The sequence below is a fragment of the Nesterenkonia suensis genome, from assembly GCF_054782935.1.
The window spans coordinates 310,836-323,169 of record NZ_BAAGRN010000009.1 but is presented as its reverse complement, the minus strand read 5'-3'; the positions used below and the strand labels follow the sequence as shown (position 1 = coordinate 323,169).

Sequence of the window (12,334 nt, the reverse complement as noted above, 5' to 3'; positions counted from 1 at the left end):
AAGGAAACCCCTGACCGATGAGCAAGACGACGCAGCACCAGTTCCGAGTCAAGGTGTCCGGGATCCCCGGAACCTTCAACACGTTCTCCGGCGGCGGCATGGAGCGGGAAGCCACCCAGTCCTGGAACGGTGGATCCCCGAACTACGACAACCTGGCCGGACCGGCCACCTACGGCAACATCGAGGTGTCCCGGCCACACCGGCTCTCCGACGAGGAGTGGCTGTCCCAGTGGCGTCACGGAGAGCGGGTTCGCCGCGCCACCGTCACGAAGCAGCCGCTGGACGAGAACCTCGTCGCCGTGGGCAAACCGACCACCTACGCGGACTGCCTTCTGCTGAGCGTCTCTGAGCCCGATGCGGAGGCCGGTTCCTCTGCGGAGGGGACCGTGTCGCTGACGTTCGCGACCACCGGACCGGAGAAGTGAGGTAGCCCCCTCATTTGGTTCTCCCTTCGTCGCTGGTGGTCCCTTCCTCCTGCCAGCGGCGCTGGGGAATGTGCCGCCACCCGTTGTCTCGGGGGTGGCCACCCGTGGGACGGCACTCGATGGATCCCCTGTGATGGTGCGAGCACAGGGCGGGTGCCGTCCCACACTCATGTCTGGGCACAGCTGAGTCTGGGGTCATCCCCGGTGCCGCACAAGAGCCGGGGCGACCGAGACACCAGCAACACGATTGGACGTGACAACCGTGGCAGAGCAGACCAGCACCTTCGGAACCCTTGAGAGCGAGGGGCAGAAGCACACTCCGGGTCCGGACGCCCCGGCCGAGGAGGCGCCCGCCCCGGCGTCGATCCTGGACGAGATCGTCGCCAGCCTGGACGAATCGCAGGACACCACCGCCATCTGGGAGGTCGAATCCCGGAAGGGCTTCACCCTTGAGTTCGACACCTACATGCCCGCCGACGATTTCAAGCGCTACCAGGCGTCCGCGCAGACCGGGAACCGTAAGACCCGGCGCGGCCGTGGCGGCGCCGAAGGGATCGACCAGTTCGCCCTGTGCATGGCCATCGTCCGTGAGAAGAACACCCGCATCATCTTCAACGGACAGGACCTTCGGGAGACCAGCGGGGCGCTGATGACCCTGAACAGCCCTGAGTTCCTGGCCATGATCAAGCGCACGAAGTGGGGCCGAGATGTCTCCACCACCGGTGAGGCCATTGAGGAATTCCTGACCGCCGGATTTCTGGTGCAGCTGGGTGACTCGATCATCACCGAGGCCGGATACGCCGGGGAGACCGCCCCGGTAAATCGCTGACGCGGCTGGCCGAGGACCTGCGGGAAGATCCCCGGTTCCAGGACGCCGTCAACATCGCCCGGGCACTGGAGATCGACCCGGTGACCGTCCTGGAAGAGACCGACACCTACCGGCAGGCCGCTCGGCTAGCCGCGGCCCAGATGATCGCTGAGGACCAGAAGAAACACCGGCAAGAGCAGCAGAAGAAACAGGCGCAGGCCAAAGCGAAGGGCCGGCGCCGCCGATGATCAGGTGAAGGAGGGCGGTGGTGGCCCGAGAATCAGTCTCCTTGGTGGTGGAGATCCAGGATGAGGCCACCGCCGCCCTCGACCAGGTCAACAAGGGAATCGATGATACGGCCCGCAAGGTCGAGCGGGCATCCAAGCGCACCGGGAAGTCCACCGGCGCGATGGGCAAGGCCGTCGATCGGTTCTCCGGGGGTGGATCACGGGCAGTCCGCCGATTCACCGACGGGGTCGGGGACCGGTTCGGGAAGGCCCGCGAGTCGATGTCCCGGTTCACCCAGCACGTCGGGGCCTCCGAGACCCGGCTCGGCCGGTTCGTCCGATCCGGGCAGCAGGGGATGCGGAACTTCGCCTCCGGGTTCCGCGATTCCAACGCCGCCGCCTCCACATTCACCGGACGCATGGGCACCCTCGGCGGGACCATGCGCACCGTCACTGACCGTGCCAAGGGCATCGGCTCCGCCGCCGCCTCCGGTCTCGGCGCCATGCGGAACTACCTTTCCGACTCCAGCACCCTGGGCGGTCGGGTCGTGTCCAGCATCGGAGGCATCGCCAGCTCCGCCGCGTCTGCGGGTGCCGCGATCGCCTCCAACATCGCGTCCGCCCTGGGCACAGCTGCCAAACGGGCCGGGCAGGTCGGCGCGATCCTCGGCGGGCTCGTCATCGGAGAGGGCCTGCGCGGCGGTCTCTCTCGCGCGATGAACATCGAGGACGCCGAAGCTCGCATGAGGGGCATGGGGTACGAGGTCGCCGAGATCGACCAGCTGATGACCAACGCCTCCGACGCGATCATGGGCACCGCGTTCCGGCTGGACGACGCCGCCACCGCCGCCGCCCAGTTCTCCGCCTCCGGGGTCGAAGCCGGGGAGGACATGGAGCGGGTCATCGGCCTGGTCGGTGACTCCGCATTCGCGGCCGGCACGGACTTCAACCAGATGGGTGAGATCTGGGCGCAGGTCGCCGCCCGTGGCCGTCTCGACGGACAGACCATGAACCGGCTCCTCTCGGCCGGTGTCGGGATCACCGGAGAGCTCGCGGAGCACTTCGGGGTCGCGGAGGAAGAGGTGCAGAACCTCGTGTCCTCCGGACAGGTGTCGTTCGAAGACTTCGCCGCGGTGATGGAAGACAAGGTCGGTGGTGCGGCTCAAGAGATGGCGGAGACCACCCGCGGCTCACTGATGAACGTTCAGGCTGGTCTGCACATGCTCGGCGCCGAGGTGGCCGGCCCGTTCATGCAGCTCTTCCGGGGGGCCTTCAACCGGCTGCAGGAGCCCCTGTTCGCCCTGGCTGAGGTCGTCACGCCCGTCTTCGAGGTGTTCTCGGAGCGGGCGACGGAGTGGGCGGACGGCATGTACTCGGCTGGTGAGGACGCCGCTGAGGGGATCCGCGCTCTGGTGAGCCCTATGGAGGATGTCGCGGACTTGATGCGCGACGGGGTCCCCCTGGTAGAGGCGTTCGCTGAGGTGTTCGACATCGACCTCTCCGACGGTCCCCTGGGGTTCCTGAAGGAGATGGTGGAGACCGCCCTTGAGCTCTCGCCTGTCGCGGGAATCCTGCGCGGCATCGGTGAGGCTGGAGCCGAGGTCGGTGACGCGTTCAGTGATGCCTTCGGCACGATCCTTGACACGGTTGGGGAGATCGCTGAGCCGTTGAGTGGGGCGTTCCAGGACATCGGTGCCGCGGTGGCTCCGCTGCTCGCGACTGTGGCCACCACCTTCGCTGGACTGGTCGAGGCCGTCCTGCCGGTCGTGATGGAGATCGTCACGGTTGTCGCCGACCTGCTGGCCGAGCTGTTGCCCGTCGTGACCGAAGTGGCCGGGGAGATCGCCGGGGCCCTGGTGGTCGCGATTCAGGCGTTGCTTCCTGCCCTGCTGCCCATCGTGGATGTGGTCGCGGACCTGCTGACGACACTGGCGCCCGTCGCTGCAGAACTCGTGGTCGCTCTGGTCCCAGTGCTGGACCTCGTCGCTGCGCTCGCCGTCGTCCTATTGGACGCCCTCGAGCCGATTCTGGGACAGGTCGCTGGGGTGCTTGCGATTGTCGCGGAGTTCGCTGTGGACCTGGTCATCGCCCTGATGCCGCTGGTCGAGGTGGTGCTCGACGTGGCGGTGGAGCTCATCGAGGCGCTGCTCCCCGCGGTGACCGCCATCCTCGACGCGCTCGAGCCGCTGCTGCCCATCTTCCTCGACCTGCTTCTGGTGGTCCTGACCCCGCTGATCGGGGTGATCACGTTTGTCGCGGAGGTCATCGCGGACGTGCTCGTGTGGGCGCTTGAGCTGCTCGCTCCGGTCCTCGAATGGGTAGCCGACGGGCTGGAGACCTTCGCCGAGTGGTTGGGTGACAAGCTCGGCGACGACGTCGATATCGCCGGGGGCGCGGTGGAGTGGTTCACCGAGACCTTCGAGTGGCTGGGCGAGGTCTTCGAGCCGATCCTTGATGACCTCGGCGAGGCGTGGGAGTGGCTGTCCGAGGTGATTCCCGAGGTCTGGGAGGACTACCTCGAACCCGCTCTGGAGGAGTTCGGGAACTTCCTTCTGTGGCTGTGGGAGGACGTGGCAGAGCCCGCGCTGGGATGGATTCTCGATAAGTGGGATGAGCTCGGCGGCGGGGTCGCCGAGGTCTGGGAGGAACACCTTCAGCCGACCATCGAGACCCTGGGCGGGGTCATCGTCTGGCTGTGGGAGAACGTGGTCAAGCCGTACCTCGGGCACACGTGGGCGGCGTGGCAGACGTTCGGCAGCATCCTGCTCTGGGTGTGGGAGGAAATCCTCTGGCCGACGATCACCACACTCGGTGACACGATTCAAACACTGTGGACTGATTACGTCTCCCCGGCGCTGACGAACATCGGCGAGGCATGGGAGACGCTCTCCGACACACTCTCCTACATCTGGGAGACCTACATCGAGCCGGTGTTTGACGCTGTCGGCACCTTCGTGGAGGACGAGCTCGTGGGCCGGGTCGAATCCGGGCTCGACCTCATCGCCGACGCATGGGACGGGCTCAAGTCGGCCTTCGCCACCCCCGTGAACTTCGTCATCGACACGGTCTGGAACAACGGGCTCCGCAAGGCGTGGAACACGGTCGCCGGACTGGTGCCCGGCATGTCCGAACTGGAAACCGTGGACACCATCAACGAGTACGCCAAGGGCGGCCGAACTGAGCGGGGCCTCGCCCTCGTCGGTGAGGAAGGCCCCGAGCTCGTCTGGATGAACGGAGGCGAGCACGTCTCCACCGCCTCCGAGACCCGCGAGCTGCTGACCCAGTCCCTGGTGGACTCCGGGCAGGACGTTCCCCCACACATGGAGTCCGACCTCCTCGGCTCCTCCCCCGCTGAGTCGCTGCTGCCGGCCGGCGACGGGTTCTGGTCCGGCGTCATCGAGGGTGCAGGGAACATCGTCTCCACCATCGGCGACGCCCTCGGCAACCTCGCGGACTGGTCCATCGGCAGCCTCGTCTCCAACGCGAAGGAGGCCGTCTTCGGACCGGTCATGAGCATCGTGGAGGGTGCGGTCTCCGACATGGGCGGGTTCGGGGACATCGTGACCGGGTTCGCTGAGATGGCCATCGACGGGATCACCAGCATCTTCGGCGGCCACGACGACGCGGCATCCGGCGGTGGGGTCATGATCGAGGGCGAGTTCGAGGGCGCACGCGGAACCACCTTCCCGGTCTCCCACGGCCCCGTCACCTCCCGGTACGGCCCCCGCTGGGGCGGACACCACGCCGGTATTGACATCGCCGGTGGTGGCCCGGTCTTCTCCCCCTGGAATGGGATCGTCGCCGCCACCGGGTCGAACATCGGCCCCGGCCGGACCGGGCTCGGTGTGCTCATCAGCCACGGCGACGGGCTGTGGTCGTACACCGGCCACCACCCCGTCGGCGGCATCACCGTGGCCCCCGGTCAGGAGGTCTCCGGTGGTGACCGGATCGGCGCGCAGGGCGCGACCGGCAATGTGACCGGAATCCACACGCACGCCGAGGTCCACAAGGGCCGTCCCTGGGCCGACGTGGACCCCGCCCCGTACCTGCTGCGTGACACTGGCGGGGTCCTGCCCCCTGGCCTGTCGCAGGTCCTCAACCTCACCGGCGGGCCTGAGTACGTTCTCAACCGACCCCAGTTCGACACAGTCGCTGACCTGCTGGACCTCTGGTCGCAGACACCCGCCGCTCCCGAGGCGCCGGATGCCCCGCTCGTGCCCGCACCCACAGGGGCCGGTGGCGGAGACACGATCATCTACGAGCACAACGTCACCATCGAAGAGGGCGCGTTCCAGTTCACCAGCACCGGAACCGGCGACGACGCCGAGGAGCTGCAGGAAGCCGTCGAGGAGATCCTCGAGGACGTCCTCCAGCGCTCCAAGGAAAGGGACTATGCCTGATGCCCACCACCCGCATCCTCTCCGGCCGCACCACCAGCACCCAGGTGAGGATCCAATCCTCAGGCGGCGACAACATGCCGCTGCCCGTCGCCCCGCCCCAGTGGTCCACCGACGGCGGCGCTGAGATCGTCCAGCTGGAACGTCCCGGCCGGGAAGCCCTCACTCGCATCGAGGGGCCGAAGAAGGACACGCTGTCGTTCAGTGTCGCCCTTGGGAACATCGACTGGACAAGCAGCATCCAGCGGCAGATCGACTGGCTGATCACCCAGCGGGATGAGGGTCGGCGGATCAAGTTCTCGGGCATGCCTCGGCAGTTCTCCGGCTGGTGGCACGTCGAGTCCATGCCGGTGGAGGTCACGCAGATGACCCCGGACCACAAGATCAGCCGAGCCACCGTGGCGTTCAGCCTCATCGCGGCACTCGACGTTCGCACGAAGGTCCAGAGGACTCCACCCCGACCTCCCAAGAAACCGAAAGCCCCGAAGGCCAAGACACCTGTGAACCGGACGTACACGGTGAAGGCTGGGGACACGCTGTCTGGCATCGCAGCGCGTCACCTCGGCGCTGCCAACCAGTGGCGGCGCATCTACGAGCTCAACAAAGGAAACCCGGTCCGAAACCCTGATCTCATTCACATCGGCTGGAAGCTCAAGATCCCGCCGAAGTAGGCCCCTCCCCCACCCGCGACTGCATCCGCCCGACACTGTGGGGCATGAGCAACGCGTGGCATGGGCGCAGTTCGGGCGTCCCGTCGAACTCACGCCACTCGCCCATGGGTGAGAACAACCGGCTCCGTGAGGTGACGATCAACGGGTCTGGGCTGCGCGCTGACCTCATCGGCGCGTGCCTGTCGGCATCAGTGTCGGCTTCGATGGGGTCGATCACCGAGCTGCGGTTCACCTTCGCCGACGATCACGACCTGTCCCTGTTCCGGTCTGGGATCTTCCAGGACGGGCAGACGGTGCAGTACGCGCATTGGCGTGGCCGTCTGCGTGGTGGTGGTCGGGTCCGGTCGCGGAAGGGCGGCCCTGTGGTCGAGGTGGTGGCCCCGTCGTTGTTCGTCGCGAGGCTGCAGGGCCAGACGGGTGGTCGTGACTGGGGTCAGCAGAACATCGCTCAGTGGGTGCGCCGGCAAGCCGAGTCTGTGGGCATGATCCACCAGGTGCAGCCTGATCTGGGCACGGCCACGATCGTGCGGGAAAAGCCTGACGGCGACCGTGAGGAGTCCACCTGGGACGTGATCACCGCAGTGGCGCAGGAGGCTGGGGCGTGGGTGTTCGAGCACTCCACGCGGCTGATCATGGGCAAGCCGGCTTACATCGCGGAGCGCACCCCGGTGCGCCGGCACATTCCGCTGCGCTGGTCCGGGTGGGGCGACTCGTCTGCCGCCCTGGTGGGCCTACCCGAGTTCACCCCGGGCTCCCGTGAGGATCAGGAGCTGAAGCTCAGCATCGTCGGCGAGGACGCGGACCAGATCTGCCCGGGCGACACGGTGGAGCTCTCGGGCAGGCTCACTGGTGGCACCCGGGAGACGAACGCGAATGGGGTGTGGGTGGTGCGGGATGTGGAGTTGCCGCTGACCCGTACTGTGCCGGTGGGGTTGACCTGCATTCGTGCTGTGGCGGGTGCGCTGTGATGCCGGCCCGGGTGTGGACTGGGGTGCTGGCGTCGGAGGTGTGGCCGCTGGTCGAGTACCGGTACACGGTGGGCCGGGATCTGGACTCGGATTGGGCTGACCCGGAGATTCCGCGCACGGTGAGCATCGCCCAGGTGGTCTCGGCCGCGGTCGCGCCTCACGGTGTGGCGCTGCCCGACGATGATGCCCGCATGCTGGCGGTGCTGCGCCGCGACATGGTCATGGTGGAGTCGCCGCTGTGGTGGATGCTGGCCCTGCACTCTGACGGGGTGCGGCTGGGTGTGGTGACTCCTCGTGGCGTGGTTGAGTCGGCCGGTGAGCAGCTGGGCCTGATCCTGTCCCCGGAGTCCGGCCGGTACCGGGGGTACTTCCCCGTGCCCGGGGTCCGGTATCAGGGGGTGGGCCGGTGAGTCAGATCAGCAAGATCACTCAGGCCTCAAGGGCGGCCCGCAGGACAGAGTCGGGGGCTGACCGGGTCCCGGCCGTGTGGCGGGCACGAGTGGTGCACTCCGATGAGCAGGGTGTTTGGGTGGTGGTGCCTCGGCTGACTGGGGATTCGTGGACTGGCCCGGTGCAGGTGGTGGGTGATCAGCCGGTGGTGGGTGATCGTGTTCTGGTGGCTGCGGTGGAGGGCCGCAAGGGTGACATGGTCGCGCTCGTCGCACAGGGGGCGCACACTCATGACGCCTCGGACATCACAAGTGGGGTGTTGGATCCCGCACGTCTTCCTCTCGTGTCTGGGGAGGCTCCAGGGGCGATGGTCCCTGGTGATAAAGCGAAGCTGGACGGGCTGGTGGTCGATTCTAGTGCGGGGACTCGGGTGGTCTTCGGGGGTCAGACGATCTTCTATGATTCGGGGTGGCGAAACATTTCAGGATATCTCACGTCCTCAATGGATGCGGGGTCGGTATTGCTCGTCCGACGGACGGTGACGGATGTGTACTTCTACTTCTCCGGCGCGTTCGGTTCGTCGGGCGGCGCATCCGTCATGAATGACAGTCTCCCCTCCGGCTGGCGACCTTACTTCACCACCCATCCTCAGGTGGCGTACGAGACACAGCTTCATGGTCTGGACTATCTCCACACCGGCCGTCTCCGGTGGAAGTGGTCCTACGACCTGGAAACCTCGACGCACTCGGAGTCGCGCCCGACCTCTCCGATCACAGTCGCCCATTCCCTGATCGCGGAGGATCACATCCCTGACAGCCTGATCGGTGACCCAGCATGAGCAGCGAAGAGGTGCCTGTGGACCTTGAGGAGATGACCGACGAAGAGCTGGACGCGCACCGGCGTGAGGTGCTGGCCGAGCGGGAAAGACGACAGAAGCTCGCCGAGGGACTGGACACCCTCGGCCGGGCAATCTGCGACTATTGCCGCGCCGCCCGCATCGAAGCCCCGGAGGGGACCCCTACTGAGGTCGGCGCGGAAGCGATTGAGGCGCTGACCGGGCACATCCCACCACAGCCCGAACAGGAGCCATAGACCCGTCCCCCACCCCTGGTGGAGTCCCGGCCATGGTGGGCACATGGCTATCGAGGAGACCGACCGGCTGGGACTGCCGACCTACACCTCCGGAACAGACGCGCATCCGATCCGTGAGGACTTCAACACCCGGATGCAGCTGCTCGACCAGCTGGCCGCCATCGTGGAAGAAGGCCCCCACGAAGACCGGGGCCTCCCCCAGACCTGGGGCCGCTTCTGGCTGTCCACTGACACGCGGGACCTGTACTTCGACCGCGGGAACGAGTGGGTTCTTGTGGCCCGCATTGGTGCTGGTGGCCCCGGTGCTGACGTGGTCGTGGACGGCAGCCCTTCAGAGGGGACCAGCGACCGGGCGGCCCGTGCCGACCATACCCACAACCTCCCCCTGGCCACGGACTCCACCCCGGGCGCTATGTCCGCGGCGGACAAGTCCAAGCTCGACGCGGCCACTCACAACGCGACCCCCGACAAGGTCCTGAAACGCGACTCCGGCGGCCGGTTCTTCATTCTCAGCCCGAACAGTGGTGCCCACCCAGCGAACAAGACCTACGTCGACAACCAGGTGGACACCCGTGCCGAGGTGTCTCACACCCACGACGCGGACGATGTGACCTCCGGGACCCTCTCCCCGGACCGTCTCCCAGAGGCGACACAGTCCGAGCGAGGGGCGATGTCCACTGCGGACAAGTCCAAGCTCGACGGCGCGACACCGGCCTCCGACCCGGGGCATATCGTAGCGCGCGATGCGGAGGGACGGTTCACCATCCCGAACCCCATCGGCCCGGCACACGTCGCACGCAAGGGGTATGTGGACAACGAGGTCGCCACAGTCACGGGGCGGCTCGACAGCATCCCCGAGTCTGAGGGGGCCATTTCATCTGGCGACCTGAACGACCTGGACCCAGGTGTCTACCTGATCGTCAGCTCAAACCTGGAGAGCGTGGCCAACACCCCACCAACCTCGTGGAGCATCCAGGTCATGCACATCCAGGGCTCCAGCACGTCGTATGCCATCCAAGAAGCCTGGGAAACCCGGTCCAGCAGTGACTCCAAATTCTGGAAGAGGAACAAGAACGGCACCACATGGGGACCATGGCGGGAGGTCCAGCTTGTCCTCCCGCAGTAATGAGATGCGCAGATCACCTCGGTGGCCGCAGCTGCTCTGGTCCCGCCTCCAGGAGCCCCGGCTGATGACCGCCGCACACATCATCGCCTATGCAACGATCGCTGCGGCCGGTGCCTCCGTGCTCATGGACCCTCCGGCGTCGATCAGCACCCAGATTGGGCACACCATGACCGTCATCTGGGGGGTCATGTCCCTGCTCGGCGGGGTCGTCGCCATGATCGCCTGCCCGGCCGGGCGGTGGATGATCGAGAAGCCCGCACTGATCCTCTGCGCCACCGGAGTCCTGCTCTACGCGTGCACCGTTCTGGGTCTGCACTGGTCCACCGACGGGAACCGACTCCCTCAGGCACTCATCCTGACCGCCCTTTTCCTGCACCTCGCCGGGAGGTTTGTGTACATCAGGCCCTTCTCCTATGAGCCGGGCAAATGACAGGTGGTGGTGCACACGCTGCTGGCCGCGACGACGAGTGAGGGGAATCCGCGCATGTGGGACTGGTCAGTTTTCTGGCCCGCCGTGGCCAGCGTCTTCGGCGCCGGGGGCTTCCTCGCCGTCACGATCCAAGAGCTCCGCAAATGGCGCTCGGGGAAGGCCCAGGCTGAGCGGCGACGCAACAACGACTTGAAGGCGACCGCCGACCAGGCTGCTGCGGCTCGTGCACATGCTGAAGCGCTCCGGGACTGGGAGGCAACCCGGCGCAGGCAGATCGCTGAGCATGCCTCGCACCTGCGCAGGATCGCTCTGGAGCACGGTGTGCCGCTGCATGAGCTTCCCCCGTTCCCTGCCCCGCCGGAGCGGCCTCAGCGCGGCGACTACCACTGATACCTCCGTCCCCCAACCGGGACGGACGCGGGCGCTGAATGGATGGTGACAGGACACCACAAGCACACCCCGCAGGAGGCACCCATGGGAGACACCGAGGAGATCAGCGTCCCGGAGATCGCCGACGAGGACGAGCCCTGTACGGACGGGCCGCCCGCAGATGAGGAGGAAGACCAGTGACCACGTTCAGCTCACCCGTCCCGGCGAAGTCCCGGCTCACCAGTGCCTTCGGCCGTCGCTGGGGCACTCTCCATGCGGGCGCTGACTACGGGCCTCCGACTCCGGGCCGGAAGGTGTCCGTGTACGCCGCCGCAGACGGCAAGGTGGTCCGCACCGGGCGCGGCGACGGCGGCCCCGGCGCTTCCGTGGTGCCCTGGCACTCCGGGCACGGCGTCTGGATCGATCACGGAGCCATCGGCGGCGATCGGATGCGGACATACTACGGGCACCTCGACAAGATCATCGTCCGGGTCGGGCAGCGCGTCCGTGCCGGTGAGCAGATCGGCGTCATGGGCGGCTCCGGGGCGCGCAGCATGTCCGACTTCCCGGTGCATCTGCACTTCGGTGTGGCCCAGAACCACGACCGTCCCGTGCTCGCGGCTCCCCGGCTGGGCGCGCCGGGATGGATCGACGCTGACCGGTGGCTGCGCTCCAAGGGCGTGACGGTCGGCGAGGACTCCCCCGTCACACCGGTGGCGTCATCGGGCGGCGGGTCCAAGGCATCCAATGACCACGTCGTCCCCAATGCGACGCTCACAGAGCGCATGGACGCCATGGGCTACCCCCGCCAGCGATGGATGGTCGACCGCGTCAAGCGGTTCCAGGAGTCCCAGCAACACCCCACCGGCGGGGCCGCGCTGGTCGCTGACGGCCACTGGGGGCCGGTCACCGAAGCCCACTTCGAGTGGGTGTTGCGCCTGCAGCGCGCCCTCAACCAGTGGCGCGGTGCTGATATCCCCGTGGACGGTGACTGCCGCAGCGTCACCATGCGCCGGGTCCGGGAGGTCCAGCGGCGCAACCACGGCGGCGCATACAACGGCCGCGTTGACGGCGTGCCCGGACCAGTCACCTGCCGAATGCTCGGCATCCCCACACACCCCAGCATCTGAAAGGAACACCATGCCCGAGATCAAGGAGGCCCCCGACCGGGGCATCAAGTCCGACAACGTCCGGCAGGCGGTCTACATCGCCCTCGCCGCCGGACTCGCGATCCTGACCGTGTTCGACGTGATCACCGAGGACGTGGCCGAGCAGATCGAGTCCATCGTCCTGCAGGTCGCCGCACTGGCCGGCTTCTCCCTGGCCGCGGCGAACAAGCCCCGGCGGCTTTCGGATCAGACCGGCCAGTAGGTCGGCCGCAGACACAGTTGCGCCCCGTCTCCCGAGTGGGAGGCGGGGCGCATCTCGTGC

14 protein-coding genes are annotated in these 12,334 nt (G+C 67.2%); all 14 read left to right on the top strand.

Annotated elements, in window-relative coordinates:
- Positions 1-17: 17 nt before the first annotated feature.
- The 14 genes from ACYVKI_RS10130 (at position 18) to ACYVKI_RS10065 (ending at position 12,274) form a co-directional block, all read left to right on the top strand.
- Positions 18-425, top strand: coding sequence for a hypothetical protein (locus tag ACYVKI_RS10130; protein WP_460690222.1), 408 nt, complete (start codon positions 18-20; stop codon positions 423-425).
- A gap of 262 nt (positions 426-687) precedes the next feature.
- Entirely contained in the window at positions 688-1,254 is a 567-nt protein-coding gene (locus tag ACYVKI_RS10125; RefSeq protein ID WP_460690221.1) for a hypothetical protein, read from the top strand.
- 80 nt (positions 1,255-1,334) lie between these two features.
- Positions 1,335-1,481, top strand: coding sequence for a hypothetical protein (locus tag ACYVKI_RS10120; protein WP_460690220.1), 147 nt, complete (start codon positions 1,335-1,337; stop codon positions 1,479-1,481).
- A 20-nt stretch (positions 1,482-1,501) separates the two neighbouring features.
- Positions 1,502-5,860, top strand: a complete 4,359-nt coding sequence (locus tag ACYVKI_RS10115; RefSeq protein WP_460690219.1) for a tape measure protein — start codon at positions 1,502-1,504, stop codon at positions 5,858-5,860.
- Positions 5,860-6,528: a LysM peptidoglycan-binding domain-containing protein gene (locus ACYVKI_RS10110; RefSeq protein ID WP_460690218.1), complete on the top strand. Its 669-nt coding sequence runs from the start codon at positions 5,860-5,862 to the stop codon at positions 6,526-6,528. Before ACYVKI_RS10115 ends, ACYVKI_RS10110 begins: the two co-directional genes overlap by 1 nt.
- A 44-nt stretch (positions 6,529-6,572) precedes the next feature.
- Complete coding sequence (locus ACYVKI_RS10105; protein WP_460690217.1) at positions 6,573-7,496, top strand: hypothetical protein; 924 nt, start codon at positions 6,573-6,575, stop codon at positions 7,494-7,496.
- Positions 7,496-7,906: a hypothetical protein gene (locus ACYVKI_RS10100; protein ID WP_460690216.1), complete on the top strand. Its 411-nt coding sequence runs from the start codon at positions 7,496-7,498 to the stop codon at positions 7,904-7,906. The genes ACYVKI_RS10105 and ACYVKI_RS10100 overlap by 1 nt, the downstream gene beginning before the upstream one ends.
- 161 nt (positions 7,907-8,067) lie before the next feature.
- Positions 8,068-8,724: a hypothetical protein gene (locus tag ACYVKI_RS10095; RefSeq protein WP_460690215.1), complete on the top strand. Its 657-nt coding sequence runs from the start codon at positions 8,068-8,070 to the stop codon at positions 8,722-8,724.
- The gene (locus ACYVKI_RS10090; RefSeq protein WP_460690214.1) at positions 8,721-8,978 is read left to right on the top strand and encodes a hypothetical protein; all 258 of its coding nucleotides are present in this window, start codon (positions 8,721-8,723) and stop codon (positions 8,976-8,978) included. The genes ACYVKI_RS10095 and ACYVKI_RS10090 overlap by 4 nt, the downstream gene beginning before the upstream one ends.
- A gap of 43 nt (positions 8,979-9,021) precedes the next feature.
- Positions 9,022-10,104 (top strand): pyocin knob domain-containing protein, encoded by a 1,083-nt coding sequence (locus ACYVKI_RS10085; RefSeq protein ID WP_460690213.1) that lies wholly within the window; start codon positions 9,022-9,024, stop codon positions 10,102-10,104.
- A 64-nt stretch (positions 10,105-10,168) separates the two neighbouring features.
- Entirely contained in the window at positions 10,169-10,534 is a 366-nt protein-coding gene (locus ACYVKI_RS10080) for a hypothetical protein (protein WP_460690212.1), read from the top strand.
- Positions 10,535-10,540: 6 nt separating this feature from the next.
- Positions 10,541-10,924 (top strand): hypothetical protein, encoded by a 384-nt coding sequence (locus tag ACYVKI_RS10075; protein WP_460690211.1) that lies wholly within the window; start codon positions 10,541-10,543, stop codon positions 10,922-10,924.
- Positions 10,925-11,100: 176 nt separating this feature from the next.
- Positions 11,101-12,033: a peptidoglycan DD-metalloendopeptidase family protein gene (locus ACYVKI_RS10070; protein ID WP_460690210.1), complete on the top strand. Its 933-nt coding sequence runs from the start codon at positions 11,101-11,103 to the stop codon at positions 12,031-12,033.
- A gap of 10 nt (positions 12,034-12,043) precedes the next feature.
- A complete protein-coding gene (locus ACYVKI_RS10065) occupies positions 12,044-12,274 on the top strand; it encodes a hypothetical protein (protein WP_460690209.1) in 231 nt (76 codons plus the stop codon).
- The last annotated feature ends 60 nt before the right edge of the window (positions 12,275-12,334 follow it).